The sequence below is a fragment of the Polaromonas sp. 39-63-25 genome (assembly GCF_002278925.1).
Classification (GTDB): domain Bacteria; phylum Pseudomonadota; class Gammaproteobacteria; order Burkholderiales; family Burkholderiaceae_C; genus Polaromonas.
In genome coordinates this window covers 101,431-121,231 of record NZ_NCJH01000010.1, presented here as the reverse complement: position 1 = coordinate 121,231, position 19,801 = coordinate 101,431, and the positions used below count along the sequence as shown (strand labels likewise).

General features: G+C 63.5%; 23 protein-coding genes. 15 read left to right on the top strand and 8 right to left on the bottom strand.

Going from position 1 to position 19,801, the window contains the following annotated elements:
* The first annotated feature begins 185 nt into the window (after positions 1 to 185).
* On the top strand, positions 186 to 1,148 hold the full coding sequence (locus B7X65_RS14220) for a LysR family transcriptional regulator (protein WP_293594953.1): 963 nt from the start codon (positions 186 to 188) through the stop codon (positions 1,146 to 1,148).
* On the opposite strand, the gene B7X65_RS14215 is transcribed toward B7X65_RS14220, so the two are convergent.
* Positions 1,145 to 1,624, bottom strand: coding sequence for a tRNA (cytidine(34)-2'-O)-methyltransferase (locus B7X65_RS14215; RefSeq protein ID WP_293594952.1), 480 nt, complete (start codon positions 1,622 to 1,624; stop codon positions 1,145 to 1,147). The two genes, B7X65_RS14220 and B7X65_RS14215, sit on opposite strands and share 4 nt — an antisense overlap.
* 25 nt (positions 1,625 to 1,649) lie before the next feature.
* Positions 1,650 to 2,384 carry a ComF family protein gene (locus B7X65_RS14210; RefSeq protein WP_293594951.1) on the bottom strand — a complete coding sequence of 245 codons (735 nt, stop codon included), beginning with the start codon at positions 2,382 to 2,384 and terminating at the stop codon, positions 1,650 to 1,652.
* Between the two features lie 55 nt (positions 2,385 to 2,439).
* On the opposite strand from B7X65_RS14210, the gene B7X65_RS14205 reads away from it, so the two are divergent.
* From B7X65_RS14205 to B7X65_RS14170, 8 genes are all read left to right on the top strand, one after another.
* The gene (locus B7X65_RS14205) at positions 2,440 to 3,336 is read left to right on the top strand and encodes a methyltransferase domain-containing protein (protein ID WP_293594950.1); all 897 of its coding nucleotides are present in this window, start codon (positions 2,440 to 2,442) and stop codon (positions 3,334 to 3,336) included.
* Positions 3,337 to 3,481: 145 nt separating this feature from the next.
* Positions 3,482 to 3,982: a DUF2244 domain-containing protein gene (locus tag B7X65_RS14200; RefSeq protein WP_293594949.1), complete on the top strand. Its 501-nt coding sequence runs from the start codon at positions 3,482 to 3,484 to the stop codon at positions 3,980 to 3,982.
* 140 nt (positions 3,983 to 4,122) lie between these two features.
* Entirely contained in the window at positions 4,123 to 5,328 is a 1,206-nt protein-coding gene (gene coxB / locus B7X65_RS14195; protein ID WP_293594948.1) for a cytochrome c oxidase subunit II, read from the top strand.
* Between the two features lie 95 nt (positions 5,329 to 5,423).
* Complete coding sequence (ctaD, locus tag B7X65_RS14190; RefSeq protein WP_293594947.1) at positions 5,424 to 7,058, top strand: cytochrome c oxidase subunit I; 1,635 nt, start codon at positions 5,424 to 5,426, stop codon at positions 7,056 to 7,058.
* 25 nt (positions 7,059 to 7,083) lie between these two features.
* Positions 7,084 to 7,197 carry a cytochrome oxidase small assembly protein gene (locus B7X65_RS14185; protein WP_293594946.1) on the top strand — a complete coding sequence of 38 codons (114 nt, stop codon included), beginning with the start codon at positions 7,084 to 7,086 and terminating at the stop codon, positions 7,195 to 7,197.
* Between the two features lie 3 nt (positions 7,198 to 7,200).
* On the top strand, positions 7,201 to 7,815 hold the full coding sequence (locus tag B7X65_RS14180) for a cytochrome c oxidase assembly protein (RefSeq protein ID WP_293594945.1): 615 nt from the start codon (positions 7,201 to 7,203) through the stop codon (positions 7,813 to 7,815).
* Positions 7,812 to 8,021 (top strand): DUF2970 domain-containing protein, encoded by a 210-nt coding sequence (locus B7X65_RS14175; RefSeq protein WP_293594944.1) that lies wholly within the window; start codon positions 7,812 to 7,814, stop codon positions 8,019 to 8,021. The genes B7X65_RS14180 and B7X65_RS14175 overlap by 4 nt, the downstream gene beginning before the upstream one ends.
* A 64-nt stretch (positions 8,022 to 8,085) precedes the next feature.
* On the top strand, positions 8,086 to 8,967 hold the full coding sequence (locus B7X65_RS14170; protein ID WP_293594943.1) for a cytochrome c oxidase subunit 3: 882 nt from the start codon (positions 8,086 to 8,088) through the stop codon (positions 8,965 to 8,967).
* Between the two features lie 156 nt (positions 8,968 to 9,123).
* Here B7X65_RS14170 and B7X65_RS14165 read toward each other — a convergent pair whose 3' ends face one another.
* Positions 9,124 to 9,345: a twin transmembrane helix small protein gene (locus tag B7X65_RS14165; RefSeq protein ID WP_293594942.1), complete on the bottom strand. Its 222-nt coding sequence runs from the start codon at positions 9,343 to 9,345 to the stop codon at positions 9,124 to 9,126.
* 18 nt (positions 9,346 to 9,363) lie between these two features.
* On the opposite strand from B7X65_RS14165, the gene B7X65_RS14160 reads away from it, so the two are divergent.
* The 5 genes from B7X65_RS14160 to B7X65_RS14140 all read left to right on the top strand — a co-directional run bounded on the left by B7X65_RS14160 (position 9,364) and on the right by B7X65_RS14140 (position 13,703).
* Entirely contained in the window at positions 9,364 to 10,110 is a 747-nt protein-coding gene (locus B7X65_RS14160; protein ID WP_293594941.1) for an SURF1 family protein, read from the top strand.
* A gap of 108 nt (positions 10,111 to 10,218) precedes the next feature.
* Entirely contained in the window at positions 10,219 to 10,851 is a 633-nt protein-coding gene (locus B7X65_RS14155) for a hypothetical protein (protein ID WP_293594959.1), read from the top strand.
* 148 nt (positions 10,852 to 10,999) lie between these two features.
* The gene (locus B7X65_RS14150) at positions 11,000 to 12,160 is read left to right on the top strand and encodes a heme A synthase (RefSeq protein WP_293594940.1); all 1,161 of its coding nucleotides are present in this window, start codon (positions 11,000 to 11,002) and stop codon (positions 12,158 to 12,160) included.
* Positions 12,157 to 13,074: a heme o synthase gene (cyoE, locus tag B7X65_RS14145; RefSeq protein ID WP_293594939.1), complete on the top strand. Its 918-nt coding sequence runs from the start codon at positions 12,157 to 12,159 to the stop codon at positions 13,072 to 13,074. Before B7X65_RS14150 ends, cyoE begins: the two co-directional genes overlap by 4 nt.
* Positions 13,071 to 13,703, top strand: coding sequence for an SCO family protein (locus B7X65_RS14140; protein ID WP_293594938.1), 633 nt, complete (start codon positions 13,071 to 13,073; stop codon positions 13,701 to 13,703). The genes cyoE and B7X65_RS14140 overlap by 4 nt, the downstream gene beginning before the upstream one ends.
* Before the next feature lie 116 nt (positions 13,704 to 13,819).
* Here B7X65_RS14140 and rpoH read toward each other — a convergent pair whose 3' ends face one another.
* From rpoH to ftsY, 5 genes are all read right to left on the bottom strand, one after another.
* Entirely contained in the window at positions 13,820 to 14,764 is a 945-nt protein-coding gene (rpoH, locus tag B7X65_RS14135) for an RNA polymerase sigma factor RpoH (RefSeq protein ID WP_096695423.1), read from the bottom strand.
* A gap of 377 nt (positions 14,765 to 15,141) precedes the next feature.
* Positions 15,142 to 15,438: a hypothetical protein gene (locus B7X65_RS14130; RefSeq protein WP_293594937.1), complete on the bottom strand. Its 297-nt coding sequence runs from the start codon at positions 15,436 to 15,438 to the stop codon at positions 15,142 to 15,144.
* Between the two features lie 81 nt (positions 15,439 to 15,519).
* A complete protein-coding gene (locus B7X65_RS14125) occupies positions 15,520 to 15,981 on the bottom strand; it encodes an Mpo1-like protein (RefSeq protein WP_293594936.1) in 462 nt (153 codons plus the stop codon).
* Between the two features lie 82 nt (positions 15,982 to 16,063).
* On the bottom strand, positions 16,064 to 17,080 hold the full coding sequence (locus B7X65_RS14120; RefSeq protein WP_293594935.1) for an Ldh family oxidoreductase: 1,017 nt from the start codon (positions 17,078 to 17,080) through the stop codon (positions 16,064 to 16,066).
* 12 nt (positions 17,081 to 17,092) lie between these two features.
* Positions 17,093 to 18,226 carry a signal recognition particle-docking protein FtsY gene (gene ftsY / locus B7X65_RS14115; RefSeq protein ID WP_293594934.1) on the bottom strand — a complete coding sequence of 378 codons (1,134 nt, stop codon included), beginning with the start codon at positions 18,224 to 18,226 and terminating at the stop codon, positions 17,093 to 17,095.
* Between the two features lie 52 nt (positions 18,227 to 18,278).
* On the opposite strand from ftsY, the gene B7X65_RS14110 reads away from it, so the two are divergent.
* Positions 18,279 to 19,721 (top strand): pitrilysin family protein, encoded by a 1,443-nt coding sequence (locus B7X65_RS14110; protein WP_293594958.1) that lies wholly within the window; start codon positions 18,279 to 18,281, stop codon positions 19,719 to 19,721.
* Positions 19,722 to 19,801: the final 80 nt, after the last annotated feature.

The window sequence follows — 19,801 nt, the reverse complement described above, 5'->3', positions numbered from 1 at the left end:
AACATTTCCGGGCATGGCGGGCTTTTTGATCCCCGTCTGTCCAGCCTCGGTGAGTCGTTTATTGGTTGCGGCTCATCGATGTATGAACTTTACTGTTGCTGACAACAAAGAAAAATAGCTATTAAATCAATTGGTAATTGCTGTTTATGGAATAATAAGGGCTTGATTTACTAAGTACTTACCCCATGGACCGACTTTTATCCATGCGTGCCTTCCAGCAAGTCGTGGACGACGGCGGGTTTGCCGCCGCCGCCAGAACGCTGGACATGTCGCCGGCCGTGATGACCCGCCTGATCACGGACCTGGAGCAGCACCTGGGGGCCCGTCTGCTGCAGCGCACCACCCGCAAGCTGTCGTTGACCGAGGCAGGGCAGTCCTACCTGCAGCGGGTGCGGCACATCCTCAACGACGTGGACCAGGCCGAGGCTTCCACGCGCCAGCAAACCGACGAACTGGCCGGCCTGCTGCGTATTCACACGCAGCCCGTGATGGCGGTGCACATCATTGCGCCTCTGGTGGCCGAGTTTCGCCGCCGTTATCCCAAGGTGGTGCTGGACATCACGGTGGACTCGCCGCTGGTGCCGCCGATCGAGGATTACGACCTGACAATTCTGGGCGCCGGCCGGCTGTATGACGCCAACGTGGTGGCGCGTCCGGTGATTGTTTCAGAGGGCCTCCTGTGTGCTTCACCGCGCTACCTGCGCAGTGCAGGCACGCCGCGGCAGCCGGACGACCTGAAGAACCACGCCCTGCTCAGGCTCAGCCAGGCGGGTATCCGCCAGCGCGAGTGGCAATTGATCAACCCCGAGGAAGATGACCGGGAGGTGGCCGTGGAGGTCAAACCCGTGATGATGGCCAACCACAGCGACACCCTGCTGCGCGCCACGCTGGACGGCACTGGCATCAGCGCGCAGCCGCTGGACCTGGTGGCCAATTACCTGCGCGACGGGCAGCTGCGGCGCGTGCTGGCGCCCTGGATCACCGGCCGGTTCACGCTGTACGCGGCCCTGCCCAGCCGCAAATACGTGCCGGCGCGGGCCCGGGTGTTCATGGAGTTCCTGATTGAGCAGACCCGGCTGAAAGCCGCCGAGGCCGAGCGCACCTGGCCCTCCAGGGGCGAAGACAAGGCGGGTGATCCCGCCGCCTAACCAGGCGCGCCGGGCGTGGCAAAGTGGTTTTGCCGCCAGGCTTCAAACACCGTGACGGCCACGGCGTTGGACAGGTTCAGGCTGCGCTGACCGAGCTGCATGGGCAGTTTCAGACGTTGCGCCGGCGCAAACAGCTCACGCACCTCGGGGGCCAGACCCCGGGTCTCCGCGCCAAACACCAGCCAATCGCCCGGTGCGAAAACGGTGTCGTGCACCAGTCTTGTACCGCGAGTCGTGAGGGCAAACATTCTTTGCGGGTCGGGCTGCTCGGTGACCAGAAAAGCGGGCCAGTCGGCATGGCGTTTGAGCTCGGCGTACTCGTGGTAGTCCAGCCCGGCACGGCGCATGTGTTTGTCGTCCATCGAAAACCCCAGCGGCTCCACCAGATGCAGGCGGCAGCCGGTGTTGGCCGCCAGACGGATCACGTTGCCGGTGTTGGGGGGGATTTCGGGCTCGACCAGAACGATATTGAACATCGCCTGATTGTCGCGTGTCGCTGCCCTAGCTGGCTTCGGTACGAGCGACTACCAAGCCGCTGACGCCGACGGCGCCAGCCTCGCGCAGGGCCCGTGCGGCCGCAAACAGGGATGCGCCGCTGGTCATCACGTCATCGACCAGCAGTACGTTGCGGCCTGCCAGTTCGCCTGCGCGCAGGGGATCGACGACAAATGCACCCCTGACGTTCTGCAGCCGCGCTTCGCGCTTGAGTTGGGACTGGGGTGGCGTGTTCCTGATACGCAGCAGCAGCCGGGCGTCGGGGCGCGCGGACGTGCCGCTTTGGCCGGCCAGTGCCTTGGCCAGTTCCCAGGACTGGTTGAAACCGCGTGTCTGCAGGCGTTCGGCCGACAGGGGCATGGGAAGCAGCCAGTCACCGGGCTGCAGGGCTGCGAGCCGCCCGGGGACGCCGGGTGTGCGCAGAAGCAAACCGGCGAACACCGCGGCCCACGCCGGGTCCTGGCCGAATTTGTAGACGGCCATCAGTTTCGACCAGGGATAGGCATAGGTCACGGCGGCAAAACACGCGTCCAGCGGCTGCGGCTGCCTTACGCAGGTGGCGCATTGGGCCTGGCCGCTGACCAGGCTGATCGCGCAGGTGCTGCAACGCGCCGCCGGCTGGCCGAAACGCGCGACGCAGGCCGGGCAGACACGGCGCGCTGGCCAGCTGTGGCACACCGCGCACTGGCTGGCCAGATTTTGCAGTGTCAAGAAAGCCGGTGTGGTCAGGCGCAACGACATCGTGTCAATATACTCGTCGCTCTGCCTGCCTGATTTTCTCCATGTCCCTCTTCTGATGCCCAACGACCGCCCACCCACTCTGGATCCGATAGCTGTTGCCCGCTGGCAACGCGTGGCGCCGGCGGCATCGCCCTGGCTGCATGAGGAAGTGGCGCAGCGCATGCTGGACCGGTTGCAGTGGATCAGGCTCAAGTCGCAGGCCTGGGCCCACTGGGGGGCGGTGCGCGGGGGCCTGCAGGCGCATCGGCACCTCGCCGACCGTTATCCGGATGCCGAATGTTTTGTGGTCGAGGCCCAGCAGGAGTTTGTGCAGGAAGCTATCAAAAAAATAGCAAAACCGTGGTGGAGTCCGAAGCGCTGGACGGCGCCAGCCATGCATGTCGAGGCCCCGCCGCCAGCCGGGGTGGACATGCTCTGGGCCAACATGGCGCTGCATGAGGCCGCCGATCCGCAGGACTTGCTGGCGCAGTGGCATCGGGCACTCAAGGTCGGGGGCTTTCTGATGTTTTCCTGCCTGGGTCCGGACAGCGCACGCGAGTTGCGCGAGGTCTACCGGGCGCTGGGCTGGCCGCCGGCCGGCCACGAACTGACGGACATGCACGACTGGGGCGACATGCTGGTGCAGACCGGTTTTGCCGAACCCGTGATGGACATGGAGCGCATCACGCTGACCTACGAGACACCACAGCGCCTGTTGCAGGAGTTGCGCGAGCTGGGCCGCAACTTCCACCCCGCGCGTTTTGCCGGCCTGCGCGGACGTGCCTGGAAGGCACGCCTGTTGCAGGCGCTCGAGCGTTTGCCGCGCCAGAGCGATGGCCGGCTGATGCTGACCTTCGAGGTCATTTATGGTCATGCGCTCAAGGCGCAGCCCAAAGTCAGGGTCAGCCCCATGAGTGCGGTGTCAGTGCAGGACATGCGCGCCATGCTGCAGGGCTCACGTGGCATTTCCTGAGGCCTGTGGGACACAGACAGAACAGTCGGGATTCGCCCGTGTGGCGGCTTTGCGCAAAACAAACCCGGCTACAATCCAGACTCGAATTTTGGCTATCCTACACAGCTGGCAGCCGAAAGTGTTTGATCAGCGTCAAAGTTGTTTCGTGTTGCACACCACCCCATCGTTTCGATTTGCCAGAGCACCCGGCCAGAGCGGTCAGGGACAGCAGGCAGTTCAGTGGCTGCTCAAGCGGAACTGCTCCGTGACGCCGGCGCAGCTGTTGGGGCTGTATGTTTCGCTGTGTGTGGTTTCGCTGGGCATTGCCGGATTCTTCTGGTCGCAGGGTGCCACGATGGTGATGCCTTTCGCGTGGCTGGAGCTGGTGGTGGTGGGAGCGGCGTTCCGGGTCTATGCCCGCCATGCGACGGACGGTGAACGTATTGTCCTGCAGGGCGGTCAACTGGTGGTGGAGCTCGAGAATGCGGGGCGTCTTGAGCGGGCAGAGTTCAACCGCGAATGGGTTCGTGTCGAGCCCAGAAACGGGGATGGCTCGCTGATCGAGGTGTCGGGTCAGGGCCGTTCGGTCAGGGTGGGGCGGCATGTGCGCCCCGAACTGCGGCCGGCATTGGCCCGGGAGATCCGTCACGCATTGCGTGGGTGTTGAGTTGGCCCGGGCGGCATCGTGCCAGGCCGGGGCTGTCCGGATGGTGTCGGGGCTGTCTTTATAATCAAGCGCTTAATCAGTCGGTAATTGAGGCAATAAAAGTGATCACGATGAACGTACGCACAACAACAGGGTCAGGCATGAAGCACGCAGTCGAAGTTTTGAAGTCCCTGATCCTGCACGCCGGCCGCAAGCTGGCTGCTGTCACGGCCCTGTCGGCCGCCTGGCTGAGCACAGCGGCCTACGCCGTCAACGACCTTCCAGGCGGCCCGGCGGTCAACCAGCTCAACCTGCACCCGGCCGCGACCAGGATCGCGCAAGAGCAGCACTGGCTGCACTGGTTCATGATGATCATCTGTCTGGTCATTTTCCTGGCGGTGTTTGGCGTGATGTTCTATTCCATCTGGAAGCACCGCAAGTCCGTCGGTCACAAGGCTGCCAACTTCCACGAGTCCGCCACCGTCGAGATCATCTGGACCATCGTTCCCTTCGTCATCGTGATCCTGATGGCCCTGCCGGCCACCAAGGTGCTGGTCGCCGCCAAAGATACGACGGGTGCTGACCTGACCATCAAGGCCACCGGCATGCAGTGGAAATGGGGTTACGACTACATCAAGGGCGAAGGCGAAGGCATTGGTTTTATCTCTGCGCTGGACAGCACGCAGCGCGAAATGTCCAACAACGGCGGCCCGAAAAAAGGCGATGCCCCCGACGACTACCTGCTCAAGGTGGACAACCCGCTCGTGGTGCCTGTCGACCGGAAAATCCGCATCATCACCACTGCCAACGACGTGATCCACGCGTTCATGGTGCCGGCCTTCGGCATCAAGCAGGACGCCATTCCGGGCTTTGTCCGCGACACCTGGTTCCGCGCTGAAAAAGTCGGCGACTATTACGGGCAGTGTGCCGAGCTGTGCGGCAAGGAGCACGCCTACATGCCCATCCACGTGAAAGTCCTCTCCGCCGAAGACTACAGCAAGTGGGCTGGCGTCAAGCTCAAGGAAGCCGCCGCCAAGGCCGATGATCCTGCCAAGGTGTGGGCGCTGCCTGAACTCAAGGCCCGCGGCGAAAAAGTCTATGCGGCCAATTGTGCGGCCTGCCATCAAGCCACCGGCAAGGGCGCGGGCCCGATCAAGCCGCTGGACGGTTCGGCCATCGTGCTCGACAAAGACCATGGCAAACAGATCCAGGTCCTGCTTAATGGAGCCGTCGGCGGTGCGATGCCTTCGTGGAAGGCCTTGAGCGATACCGATCTGGCCGCAGTGGCTACCTACACCAAGAACAACTGGTCGAATCAGACCGGAGATATTGTGCAGCCCGCTGAAGTGCTGGCCGCGCGCAAATAAGCCGATTCACCTCCGCAGATCCACAAGCGGCCGGCGCAACACCCGGTCCGCTGCAAAGACAAAGCTACAGGCACAAGCCACCAAAGGAAGCCAAGATGAGTGCAGTTCTAGACCATCACGATCACGCGCATGACGACCACGACCATGCCCCAACGGGCTGGCGTCGCTGGGTATTCGCGACCAACCACAAGGACATCGGCACGCTCTACCTGCTGTTCAGCTTCACGATGCTGATGTTCGGTGGCGTGCTGGCTCTGGGCATCCGGGCCGAACTGTTTCAGCCCGGCCTGCAACTGGTCAACCCCGAGCTGTTCAACCAGTTGACGACCATGCATGGCCTGATCATGGTGTTCGGCGCCATCATGCCGGCCTTTGTCGGTTTCGCGAACTGGATGATTCCGCTGCAGATCGGCGCGGCCGACATGGCGTTTGCCCGCATGAACAACTTCAGCTTCTGGTTGTTGATTCCTGCCGGCCTGATGATCGCGGGTTCCTTTTTCATGCCCGGTGGCGCTCCGGCGGGTGGCTGGACGCTGTATGCGCCGCTGTCGCTGCAAATGGGCCCGTCCATGGATGCCGGTATCTTTGCGCTGCACATTCTCGGCGCTTCGTCGATCATGGGTTCGATCAACATCATCGTGACCATCCTGAACATGCGCGCTCCCGGCATGACGCTGATGAAGATGCCGATGTTCTGCTGGACCTGGCTGATCACCGCCTACCTGCTGATCGCCGTGATGCCTGTGCTCGCCGGCGCCATCACCATGACGCTGACCGACCGCCATTTCGGCACCAGCTTCTTCAACCCCGCCGGCGGCGGCGATCCGGTGATGTTCCAGCACATCTTCTGGTTCTTCGGCCACCCCGAGGTCTACATCATGATCCTGCCGGCCTTCGGCATCATCAGCCAGATCATCCCGGCCTTTGCCCGCAAGCGCCTGTTCGGCTACGCCTCCATGGTGTACGCCACCGGCTCCATCGCCATCCTGAGCTTTGTCGTGTGGGCGCACCACATGTTCACCACCGGCATGCCGGTGACCGGCCAGCTCTTCTTCATGTACTCGACCATGCTGATTGCCGTGCCGACCGGCGTGAAGATCTTCAACTGGATCGCGACGATGTGGAAGGGCTCCATGACCTTCGAAACACCGATGCTGTTTGCCGTCGGCTTCATCTTCGTGTTCACCATGGGCGGCTTCACCGGCCTGATCCTGGCGGTCGCGCCGATTGACATCCAGGTGCAGGACACCTATTACGTGGTGGCCCACTTCCACTACGTGCTCGTGGCAGGCTCTTTGTATGCGCTGTTTGCCGGCTACTACTACTGGTCGCCCAAGTGGACCGGCGTGATGTACAACGAGAAGCGCGGCAAGATCCACTTCTGGTGGTCGCTGATTTCCTTCAACGTGACCTTCTTCCCGATGCACTTCCTGGGTCTGGCCGGCATGCCGCGCCGTTACGCCGACTACCCGATGCAGTTTGCAGACTTCAACGCGATTGCCAGCGTGGGTGCCTTCTTCTTCGGCTTTGCCCAGGTCTATTTCTTCTTCTTCGTGGTCCTGCCCACCATGCGCGGCAAGGGAGAAAAAGCTCCCCAGCGTCCATGGAACGATCCGGACGGCGCAGGCGCTGAAGGCCTCGAGTGGGAAGTGGCATCGCCCGCACCCTTCCACACCTTTGAGACACCGCCCCGCCTGGACGCCACAGCGACCAAAGTGATCGGCTATTGATCCGTTCGAAGAAAACCTGCGCGCCATGACACCTGAACAGAAAAAGAACAACCTGCGGCTGGGGCTGATCTTCGCCTCGATTGCGGTGGTGTTTTTCCTGGGCTTCATGGCCAAGCTGGTCTTTTTTGGCAAAGGCTGACGCATGGGCCTGAAGCGCGAAAATTTCCGGATGGTGGGCAAGCTGGGCGTGATCGTGCTTGGCATGTTTGCCTTCGGTTATGCGCTGGTGCCGATTTACAAGGCCATCTGCGAGATGACCGGCATCAACATCCTGGCGCTGGGCGACCGGCAGATTCCTGGCGCGACGCCAAAGCTGTCAGCCAACACGCAGGTCGATACGAGCCGCAGCATCACGGTCGAGTTTGACGCGAACGCACGCGGTCCCTGGATGTTCAAGCCGGCGCAGCGTTCGCTGCAGGTGCATCCGGGCGAATTGATGACGGTGATGTACGAGTTCCAGAATGTGCAGAACCGCACGATGTCGGCACAGGCCATTCCGAGCTACGCGCCAGTGCAGGCCGGCGCGCACTTCAACAAGCTCGAATGCTTCTGCTTCAGCCAGTACACGCTGGCGCCGGGCGAGAAGAAGCAGTGGCCGGTGGTGTTTGTGATCGACCCCAAGTTGTCCAAGGACGTGACCACTATCACGCTGTCGTACACATTTTTTGAAGTCGGCGGGAAAACCCCGACCGCGCCGGCAGCCGGGCCTGTTGCCGCCGTGGATCTGGCGCGGCCCGCGCGTGAGTCCGGCGTATGACCACGCCGGTCACGCAGCGCAAAGGCTCCCTCTGGCGCACCATCAAGGCGGTGAGCTGGTCGTTTGTCGGCCTGCGCACCCGGGGTGACTACGAGAAGGATGTGCAGCAGCTCAACCCGGTCCACATCGTTGTGGTTGGCCTGGTTGGGGTGCTTGTTTTTGTCGGCGGCCTGATTCTTCTGGCCACCTGGGTGGTGGGTAAATAGCCTGCAGGGTGTCCGCCAGGCTTTGATTATTGAATTTGAGAATTTAGCGAAACAGGAGTTGGAAATGTCTTCAGCAGCACATGCAGGAACCCCGTATTACTTCGTCCCGGCGCCTTCGGCTTACCCGGTGATGGCGGCCATCGGCCTGTTTTTCCTCTTTTTAGGCGCGGGGCAGTGGATCAACGGCGCGGGCTGGGGCGCTTACTCGCTCGCGTTTGGCCTGGCCTGGTGGCTGGGCGTGCTGTTTTTCTGGTTTCGTGCCGCGGTCAGCGAAAGCGAAGGCGGGCTTTACGGCCACAAGATCGACCTGTCCTACCGCTGGAGCATGAGCTGGTTCATTTTCTCGGAAGTGATGTTCTTCGGGGCTTTTTTCACGGCCCTGTGGTGGGCACGTGTGCACTCGGTGCCTGCGCTGGGCAGCCTGGAAAACGCCTTGCTCTGGCCCGATTTCAAGGCGGTCTGGCCCAGTGTGGCTGCTGGCGTGACCGGTTCACCGGCCGACATCATTGAACCCTTCACAACCATGGGTCCCTTCTGGCTGCCCACCATCAACACGGCCCTGCTGCTGAGTTCCGGCGTCACGCTGACCATCGCTCACCATGCGCTGCGTGAAAACCACCGCGGCAAGACGATTGCGTTCATGTGGATGACCGTGCTGCTCGGCATCATCTTCCTGTGTGTGCAGGGCTACGAGTACTTTCATGCCTACTCCGAGCTGAACCTGAAACTCTCGTCTGGCGTGTACGGATCAACCTTTTTCATGTTGACAGGCTTTCACGGCTTTCACGTGTTTGTCGGCATGCTGATGCTGCTGTTCATCACGCTTCGCCTGCAAAAAGGGCATTTCACGGCAGACCGTCACTTCGGTTTTGAAGGTGCGGCCTGGTACTGGCACTTTGTGGATGTGGTCTGGTTGGGCCTGTACATTCTCGTCTACTGGCTGTGATGTGACGGCTACTGCGAGCTCGTGATCCGTCGTTGCGGGGCCCGTCCGGAAATCCTCATGGACCTGAAGTCCACTCCGGTTTCCGGCCACCCGCGCCTCGGCTGACAAGCTCTCGCTACGCCGAATTGTGAGTGGAGGCCGCTGTTGCGGTCTTTTTTATTTGCCCGCCGCGATGCCGGTGGGCTGGATGTAGCCCATTTTCCAGGCGATCAGGATGCAGACAAACAGCACAATTGAAAAGCCGACGCGAAAGGCCAGCGCGCGTGCCATGTTGCCGCCTTTGGCCTTGCTGCCGCTGCCGCCCTTCAACATGAAAAACAGTGCGGATCCGAGGCTGGCGATGATGGCCAGAAATGCAATGGCGACGAGGTAATTCATGAACCGGATTATCCGCGCATGAGCTCATCCCTGCCCAGCGTCCGCTTTTGGGTCGTGACCCTGGCTGCCTTGCTGATGGCGGGCCTGACCTTCTCGCTGGGCCAGTGGCAATGGCGCCGCGCTGCCGACAAGATCGCGCTGCAGGCTGCGATCGATGCCCAGAACAGGCGCCCGGCCCTGGATAACCGCGCATTGCTGGCGACGCAGGACATGGCGACGGTGTTGCACAGGCAGGCGCTGCTGCAGGGTGTCTGGCAGGAGGCGCACACGGTGTACCTGGACAACCGGCCGATGGGCGGCAAGTCCGGTTTCTGGGTGGTGACGCCGCTGGCGCTGGAAGGCGGGCGGCCGTGGATCCTGGTGCAGCGTGGCTGGGTGCCGCGCGACTTCAATGACCGCACCCGCCTGCCTGCTGTGTCAACGCCGCCGGGACTGGTCAGCGTGACTGGCCGCATGGCCCCGCCGCCGTCCAAGCTATATGAGTTCGCTGGCGAGCCAGGCGGGCGCATCCGGCAAAATCTCGACGTCGCTGCCTTTGGCGCGGAAATCGGCCAACCCCTGATGGCCGTCTCGCTGCTGCAGACCGGCGCGGCCAGTGAGGGCCTGCTGCGCGACTGGCCGGCACCGACCTTCGGTGTCGACAAGCATTATGGGTATGCCTTCCAGTGGTTTGGCCTGTGCGCCTTGGTCGTGAGCCTGTATGTCTGGTTCCAGTTGATTTCCCCGCGCCGCAAGAAGCGGCATTTACCGCGTCCCCAACCCTGAACGGCGATTTTCAAAGTGCAACATCCACAGCCCGATTTTTCCCCGTCCCCCACAGGCCCCGCCGCGCCGGGCGCTCAGGACCAGCCCCTGGGTCTGACTGTTCATGCCATGCCGCAGCTCGATGCGGTCACCGCCGCACGCGCGCCCGATACCCGGGCGGGACGCTGGAAAATGCTGGCCGTGCTGCTGGTCTGTGCCGCACCGGTGATTGCGTCCTACTTCACCTATTACGTGATTCGTCCGGAAGGCCGGCGCAACTATGGCGAGCTGATCGACCCGCAGCGTCCCTTGCCGGCCCTGGCTGCGGTGGCACCCGACGGCAGCCGCATCGAGCTGCCGGCGCTCAAGGGCCAGTGGCTGCTGCTCAGTGTGGCCGGCGGCACCTGCGACACGACCTGCGAGCAGCACCTGTACTTCCAGCGCCAGTTGCGCGAATCATTGGGCCGGGAAAAGGACAGGCTGGACCGCGTCTGGCTGGTCAGTGACGACGCGGCCATTCCGGACAAGCTGAAAACGGCGCTGCTCGGTTCCACCGTGCTGCGTGTGTCCGGCCTGGAGCAGTGGCTGCAGGCCGCGCCCGGACAGCGTTTGCAGGACCACCTGTATGTGGTGGACCCGCTCGGCAACTGGATGATGCGTTTCCCGGCGAACATGGATGCGGCCGGCGCGGCGAAGGCCAAGCGCGACCTCGAACGCCTGATGCGCGCATCTGCCTCGTGGGACAAGGAAGGCAGATCATGACCCCCACGCTCGTCACTGCGTGTACGTCGCTGCCCCCCGAGGGGGCCGCTGCGCCTGCGGGCCGGCGTAGCCGGACCCGCGGCCCCGGCTGGCCTAAGACTGGTACGCCGCGGCTATTTCACGCTGTGCGTACCGCGTCGTTTTAAGCATGGACACCCCAGACCTCTACAACCTCAGCCCGGCGCTGCGGCTCATGGGCATGGGCCTGGTGCTGGCGTTGGGCCCGCTGGCCTGGGTCTGGCTGCGCAACAAGAACCAGCCGATGGCGCGGCGCCTGCGGCTGCTCACGCTGGTGACGCTGTTTCTGACCTTTGACCTGGTGCTGTTTGGTGCCTTCACACGCCTGACCGACTCTGGCCTGGGCTGCCCCGACTGGCCGGGCTGTTACGGCCACGCCAGCCCGGTGGGCGCGCAGCACCCGATCAGCGCCGCGCAGGCGGCCATGCCCAGCGGGCCGGTCACGCATGGCAAGGCCTGGATAGAAATGATTCACCGCTACCTCGCCACCGGGGTGGGTGTGTTGATCCTGACGCTCGCCATCGCCACCTGGCTGAGCCGCCGAAAGGGGCGGGGCACCGGGACCATCCTGTCTCCCTGGTGGCCGATGGCGACGCTGGTGTGGGTCTGCGTGCAGGGTGCTTTTGGCGCACTGACTGTCACCATGAAACTGTTCCCGCTGATCGTCACCCTGCACCTGCTGGGCGGGCTGGTCCTGCTGGCTCTGCTGCGCGCCCAGGCCGTGCGTTATGCGCAGGCCCAGGGCGAGGCCCTGCCGGTGCCCCTGCCTGCGACCACGTGGCTGTTGCTGGCGGTGACCTTTGCCTTGTTGTGGCTCCAGATTGCGCTAGGCGGGTGGGTCAGTACCAACTACGCGGTGCTGGCCTGCACCGATTTTCCAGCTTGCCAGGGCAGCTTCTGGCCGCAGATGGACTTCCGGGAAGGCTTCACGCTGTGGCGCGCGCTGGGTGCGGGGCTGGACGGTGACAACATCAGCTTCCAGGCGCTGACGGCCATTCACTACGTACACCGGCTGACGGCCTATGTTGTTTTTGCGGCCCTGCTGTGGCTGGCCAGCCGCTTGCGGCACCTGCCTGCCATGCGTTCCCATGCCCTCTGGATAGCCGCCCTGGCGCTGTGGCAGTTTGCCACCGGCCTGAGCAACGTCGTGCTGGGCTGGCCGCTGGTGGCGGCGGTGTCCCACACGGGCGGCGCGGCCGCCCTGGTGGTGGTGCTGACGGGCGCCATTTTTTCGAGCTACCGCACCCCTGAGTTGACAAGTGCGTCAAAATTGAGGGCTTCCAGCCTATGAATCCCGCCGACTCCTCCGCCTCCGTGGCGGTCGCCCCTTTTGTGCCCTCCAAGTTTGCGCAGTTTTACGCGCTGACCAAGCCGCGCGTGGTGCAGCTGATTGTGTTTTGCGCACTGATCGGCATGGTGCTGGCCGTTCCTGGCGTGCCCAGCTGGGCCGATGTGAGGCTGGCGCTGGTGGCCAGTGCCGGCATCTGGCTGGTGGCTGGTGCCGCGGCGGCCTTCAATTGCCTGGTCGAGCAGCAGATCGACTCGAAGATGAAACGCACGGCCTGGCGCGCCACCGCGCAGGGGCAGATCAGCAACCCGCTGACCCTGGCTTTTTCAAGCGTGCTGTGTGCCATCGGCTCGGTAATTCTGTATGTCTGGGTCAACCCGCTGACGATGTGGCTGACCTTTGCAACCTTTGTCGGTTATGCGGTGGTCTACACCGTGATCCTCAAGCCGCTGACGCCGCAGAACATCGTGATCGGCGGGGCCTCGGGTGCGATGCCACCGGTGCTCGGCTGGGCCGCGATGACCGGCGCCGTGAGCCCCGAAGCCCTGATTCTTTTCCTGATCATCTTCCTCTGGACGCCGCCGCACTTCTGGGCGCTGGCGCTGTACCGTGTGGAGGACTACCGCAAGTCCGGCCTGCCGATGCTGCCGGTCACCCACGGCAACGAGTTCACCCGCCTGCAGGTGTTTCTGTACACGCTGGTGCTGTTCGCGGCCTGCCTGATGCCTTTTGTCTTCAAGATGAGCGGCTGGCTTTACCTGGTGGTGGCGATTGGCCTGAGTGTCGGCTTCAGCTGGTACGGCTGGCGCCTGTGGCGCAATTACTCCGATGCCCTGGCGCGCAAGACCTTCCGCTTTTCACTGATCCACCTGTCTGTCTTATTTGCAGCCCTGCTGCTGGACCATTACCTCGTATGAGCACTTCCCCCACTTCTTCCGGCAAACGCAACACTATTAAATTGATAGCTGGAGGCGCTTTTCTGGCGGGCGCTGCAGGCCTTTTAGGCGCATGCTCCGGGGAAAAGAAGCCGCAGTTCACCAGCATCGACATCACCGGCGCCGACTACGCCCGCGACTTTGCCCTGACCGACCACAACGGCCAGGCGCGCAGCATCAAGGACTTCCAGGGCAAGGTGGTGGTCATCTTTTTTGGTTTCACCCAGTGCCCGGACGTGTGCCCTACCTCCATGGCCGAGCTCGCCGAGATCAAGAAAATACTGGGTGCCGACGGCGCGCGGCTGCAGGGCCTGTTCGTCTCGCTGGATCCCGAGCGCGACACGCAGGAAGTGCTCAAGGCCTACATGGGCAACTTTGACCCGACCTTTCTGGCGCTGCGCCCCGATCTCGACAAGCTGCCGCAGGTGGCCAAGGACTTCAAGATCTTCTACAAGAAGGTCGACGGCAAGACGCCCGGTAGCTACACGATGGACCACTCGGCCGGCAGCTACATTTTCGATCCGCAGGGCCGGGTGCGCCTGTACAGCCGCTACGGCACCGGCGCGGCGCCACTGGCTGCGGACATTCGCCTGCTGCTCCAGGGCAACTGAAGCGCCGCCCGGCACGCTGTCTGGAGCGGGGCAAAAAAAAGCCTGCAGACGATGGTCGAATGCAGGCTTTGGCAATCACCGCTTGCGCGGTGTTGCAGTCAAGGTATCAGGCACGGTCAGGCATAAGCGGCCAAGACCTTTTTCATTTTTTTCATCGCCGCCACTTCAATCTGGCGAATGCGTTCGGCGCTGACCTTGTATTCGGCCGCCAGGTCATGCAGCGTCATGCCGCCTGAGCCATCGTCGTTGACCTTGAGCCAGCGTTCCTCGACGATGCGGCGCGAACGGTCGTCCAGGCCTTCCAGCGCAGTGGCGATGCCGTCGCTGGCCAGATGGTCGCGCTGGCGCGACTCCATCAGCTGCGTCGGTTCCTGCGTGGCATCCGAGAGGTAGGCAATCGGGCCGTAGGCTTCTTCGCCGTCGTCGCTCGGGCTCGGGTCCAGCAACACGTCGCCGCCGGACATGCGCTGCTCCATCTCGATGACTTCCTCGCGCTTGACGTTCAGTGTTTTGGCCATCGAATCAATCTGGCCTTCGGTCAGCGTGTCGCGGTGCGTCGCCACATCGGCGTCGTCCTTGAAACCCTGTTTCATCGAGCGCAGGTTGAAAAACAGCTTGCGCTGGGCTTTGGTCGTGGCGACCTTGACCATGCGCCAGTTTTTCAGGATGTACTCGTGCATCTCGGCCTTGATCCAGTGCAGCGCGTAGCTCACCAGGCGCACGCCCTGGTCCGGGTCGAACCGTTTGACCGCCTTCATCAGGCCGATGTTGCCTTCCTGGATCAGGTCGGCGTGGGGCAGGCCATAACCCAAGTATTTGCGCGAAGTGGCCACCACCAGCCGCAGGTGGGACAGCACCAGCTTTCCGGCCGCGTCCAGATCGTTCTCGTCCTTCAGTTTCCGGGCAAATTCCTGCTCCTGCTCCAGTGTCAGCATGGGCAGGCGGTTGACCGCCGAAATGTAGGCATCCAGGTTGCCCAGCGGTGGCAGCAGCGACCATGGATTGGCAGGCGCCAACTGGGTTGTCGCGGGGGCCACTTGAGGGGACAGAGCGTAGGACATAGGGTGAAACTCCTTTATAGAAGTAATATTAGCACTCTGTTGGATAGAGTGCTAAGCGATAGGTTCAATGGTTTTGATAGGGCAAGGCTAATAAGTAATAACCCTTGTTTGTGTCCCATTTTCCGCTTTAGTTCAACCGCTTTTGTAGGCCAGGATGCAGTGAAAGAGGCGTCCAAAGGCCCCGGTCTGGCGGTGGCGCAGGCGCCCTCCGGGTGGAACAGGGCGGGGGGAGCAGGGGCCGGCAGTGCCGGATTTCATGCATGAAATCGGTCTCCAGCCCAATACAGTCAAGCGGGGATAGCTATTGTTTGCATAGCAAAATGGAGCCGGTGCATGGCCCCCAAGGAGGCGGAAACCGGTTCAGGCCCCGGGGGTCATCAGGGCAGGCGCTTGTCGCTGCGAATCTCGCGCACTTCAACGTCGACCACGTCGGCCTCGCGCGCCGCGGTGGTGCCGGGTTTGACGGCGCCCGGCCAGGCGGCTTGGGACGAGAAGCGCTGGAAACTGCCAAACACGACGGGTTTGGGCTTCTGGCCGGTGATCAGTGAGCGCAGCAGGCCCAGCGCCAGCAGGACAAGGCCGGCCAGCATCAGGCTTACCGCGAAGATGGCGGCAAAGGTCCACAGGACCAGACGCAGGAGAAAGGACAGGACGCGGCTGAGGAAGCTGGGCACGTGAGGGTTTCCCGTAAGAGTCAGAGCAGCTTATATGCGGGCAACTACCGTCGCTTCAAGCCCGGTAGAGAGGCGTAGAAGCTACCAGCGGACCCCCAGCTTGCCGAACAGCTTGCTCAGCACGAACAGCGGGCCCACCCAGAGGTACTGGATGTCCTCGAAAAACGAAGGCTTTTTGCCTTCGAGCTTGTGGCCGACAAACTGCAAAATCCAGGCGCCGACAAAAATCGCCAGCGACAGCGGCAGCACGCGCTCACCCATGGCGTGCACCAGCGCCAGCAGGATGGCCGACCAGAGCACCATGGTTGCCAGAAAAACCAGCGACAGCCGCAGGTAGTAAACCATGCTGGCGGCGACAAAAAGATAGGCAACCCAGGGATGCAGCGCAAACATCATGCCGAGCAGGCTCAGCATGATGAGCGGGATGGCAATGAAGTGGATCAGCTCGTTCTTCGGGTTCTGGTGGCTTTCGCCGTAATGGGCGAGCAGGCGGTCCACCTCGCGTGGATCGGCGGATGCGTCGGATGATGTGCTGGGGTTCATGTGGCCTCCGGTGCCGCGGTCGAAAAGCCGCCGGCTAGCGGGTCACTGTAAGGGATCGCTGCGGTTTGCGAAAGCAGGGGAATTACTGCATTTTCGCCAGCCGATGCAGTTGTTCGTGCAGCGCATCGGGAATCGTCAGCCCCGATTGTCCGGCTTGCTGTTCCAGCGCGATTCTGCGCGCGCCGGCCAGGCGCACACCGTCGTCCACCAGCATTTCCGCGATCAGCGTTTCCATGCGTTCGTAATAGACGTCCTGGCCCGCCAGCGCGCCCGGGTTGATCACGACAAAGGCCTGGCCAAGGCGCGGCGCGTTGCCCTCGTCGACAAAAAACGAGGAAGCTTCAAAGCCGAACTGCGCACCGAGCAGGGCCGTGACCAGCAGCTCGACGATCAGCGCCAGCATGGCGCCTTTGGGGCTGCTGGCAGCGCCCAGCGGCAGCATGGAGCCCGCCAGGCCGGCTTTCGGGTCGGTGGTGGGTCGCCCCTGGCTGTCCAGCGCCCAGCCCAGCGGAATGGCCTGGCCCTCGCGGGCTGCCACCATCAGCTTGCCGCGCGCGACTTCGCTGAGGGACAGGTCGATCATCAGCGGGTCGGCGCTGCGCCGCGGAAAAGTCGCTGCGACCGGGTTGGTGCCGAAGATGGCGTGTTTGCCGCCGGCCGCCGGCATGGCGGCCGGCGAGTTGGCAAAAGCCAGCCCGACCAGGCCGGCGTCGGCCACTGCCCGCAGATGATCGACCAGCACACCGCAGTGGTGGCTGTTGGTCACGCCGGCGAAGCTCACACCCAGCGTGCGGGCGGTCGCGATCGCTGTGGAGACGGCCAGATCGCAGGCCGGAAAGGCCAGGCCCTGGCCGGCATCGACCAGCACGGCCGCCCCCTGGTGTCGCATCACCCGGGGCACGGCGCTGCCGTCGGCCCGGCCGTTACGCAGGTGGGTCGCGTACTGCGCCACACGGATCAGGCCATGCGAGGCCAGGCCTTGCGCCTCGGCGCGCACCAGCGCTTTTGCGGTGCTGGCTGCCATGGCCTGGCCCGCGCCGGCATGGTGCAGTGCCTGCAAGGCCAAGCGGGTGGCTTCTTCAAGGGACAGGTGGGCCATGGTTTCAGGTTCTCAGGCCAGCAGGGCCTGCGAAAATTCCCGGGCGTTGAAGGTTTCGAGGTCTTCGAGTTTTTCGCCGACGCCGATGAAATAAACCGGCACGGGCCGCAGGCCCGGCGAGGCCTTGGCGCGCTCGCGCGACCACAGCGCAATGGCGGCCAGCACGCCGCCTTTGGCCGTGCCGTCGAGTTTGGTGACGATCAGGCCGGTCAGCTGCAGGGTCTCGTCGAAGGCCTTGACCTGGCTCAGCGCGTTCTGTCCGGTGTTGCCGTCGATCACCAGCAGCACTTCATGCGGCGCCGTGGCATCCGCCTTGCTGACGACACGTTTGATCTTGCGCAGCTCTTCCATCAGGTGCAACTGCGTCGGCAGGCGCCCGGCGGTGTCCACCAGCACCACGTCCTTGCCGCGTGCCTTGCCGGCGCTGACCGCATCGAAACTCACAGCGGCTGGATCGCCCCCCTCCTGGCTGACGATCTCCACCATGTTCCGGTCCGCCCAGGCTTCGAGCTGTTCGCGCGCGGCGGCCCGGAAGGTGTCGGCCGCGGCCAGCAGCACCGACGCGCCTTCGTTGGCCAGGTGGTGCGTGAGCTTGCCGATCGAGGTCGTCTTGCCCGCACCGTTGACACCGGCCACCATGATGACCGTGGGTTTGTATTCGCCGATCACCAGCGGCTGCTCCAGCGGCTTGAGCAGTTGGGTGAGCGCCTCGGTCAGGATGTTCTTCACGGCCACCGGATGGGTGACGCCGCTGTCTTTCACGCGTCGCTTGACTTCATCGAGCAGGTAGGCGGTGGCGCCGGTGCCGGCATCGGCCATCAGCAGGGCCGACTCCAGGTCTTCGTACAGCGCGTCGTCGATGCGGTTGCCGGTGAACACGCCGGAAATGCTGGCGCCGGTCTTGTGCAGGCCAGAGCGCAGCTTGCTGACCCAGTGCTCGCGGCTCGCCGGTATCGTTCCGGGCAGCGGGATGTCGATGGGCGTGACCAGCGCACTGCCGATCAGTCCACCGCCAGGCAGCGCCGGCGTGGCTGCAGCCGGGGCCGTAGCGGGTGCCGCACCGCCGGGCAGGGCAGGGGGCGGTACCGCTGCCGGCGCGGCCTCAGGGGGGGCAGGGGGCTTTTTTTTCTTGAAGAAACTGAACATTGGTTGTGCTTTGGAGTCACACTATTCTATGAAACACACCACACAGGATTTCATGGGCAGTTTTATCCGGCTTCCGGCACCCTCGCGCAACACGCTTCTCCCCCTTCTTTCCCTGCTCTTCAGCTTCTTTCTGGCCAGCCCCGCGGTGGCCCAGACTGCTACCCCCGTCACGCAGTTCCAGCTGGTCAATGGCCTCACGGTCATTGTCAAGACCGACCGGCGTGCGCCCACTGCGGCCCACATGCTCTGGGTGCGGGTCGGCTCCATGGACGAGGTCGATGGCACCACCGGCGTGGCCCATGTGCTGGAACACATGATGTTCAAGGGCACACCCAGCCTGAAGCCGGGCGAGTTCTCACGCCGTGTCGCGGCGCTCGGTGGGCGCGAAAACGCGTTCACATCCCGGGATGCCACCGGTTATTACCAGCAAATCCCTTCCGGCAAGCTCGAGGAGGTGATGCGCCTGGAGGCCGACCGGTTTGCCCACAACCAGTGGGCCGACGAGGAGTTCATCAAGGAACTCGAGGTCGTCAAGGAGGAGCGCCGCCTGCGCACCGAAGACTCGCCGCGCGCGCTGATGCACGAAGCCGCCAACGCCATCACCTTTGTTGCGTCGCCTTACCGGCGCCCGGTGGTGGGCTGGATGAGCGACCTCGAGGCCATGACGCCCGACGATGCCCGCGCGTTTTACCGGCGCTGGTATGTGCCGGCCAATGCGGCCGTGGTGATTGCCGGCGATGTGGATGTGGCGCAGGTGCGGCGGCTGGCGGAAAAATACTATGGCGCCGCGGTTTTCCGACCGGTGCCGTCGCGCAAGCCGCGCATCGAGCCGGTGCAGACCGGCCTGCGCAGGATGGACTTCAAGGCACCGGCCAGCCAGGCCTATGTGAGCCTGTCCTACAAGGTGCCGGGTCTGCAGTCGCCAGCGAACGCCGCGCCGGCCACGGCGGACGTCTTCAACCGCGATGCGCTGGCGCTGACGGTGCTGGCCGCTGTGCTCGACGGTTACAGCGGCGCCCGGCTGGAACGCGCCCTGACCCAGGGTGACAACCGGCTCGCCGACAGCGCCGGCGCGTCCAATGGCCTGATCGGCCGCGGCCCGCAGGTCTTTGTGCTCGATGGGGTGCCTGCCGCCGGAATAACCACCGACCAGGTGGCCGACGTCCTGCGCCAGCAGGTCGCGCTGATTGCCCGCGAAGGCGTCAGCGAGGCCGAACTCCAACGCGTCAAGACCCAGTGGGTGGCCAGCGAAACCTACAAACTCGATGCATTGTTCAGCCAGGCCCGCGGGCTGGGCGCCTACTGGGTCAACGGCCTGCCGCTCGACACCGACGAGCGCCTGATCAGCCAGTTGCGCAGCATCAGCAGCGCCGAAGTGCAGGCCGTGGCAGCACGTTATTTCCGTGACGACCAACTGACCCTGGCCAACCTGCTGCCGCAGCCGCCCGACCCGGGCCGCGCCAAACGTGTGCCTGCCGCGGGGTTGCGGCATTGAGCGCGCGCCGCCCGCACGGGGCCTTCTCTTCCATCCTGTCTTCTTCGGGAACCGTTGTGACAAGTGCTATCAAAAAAAGA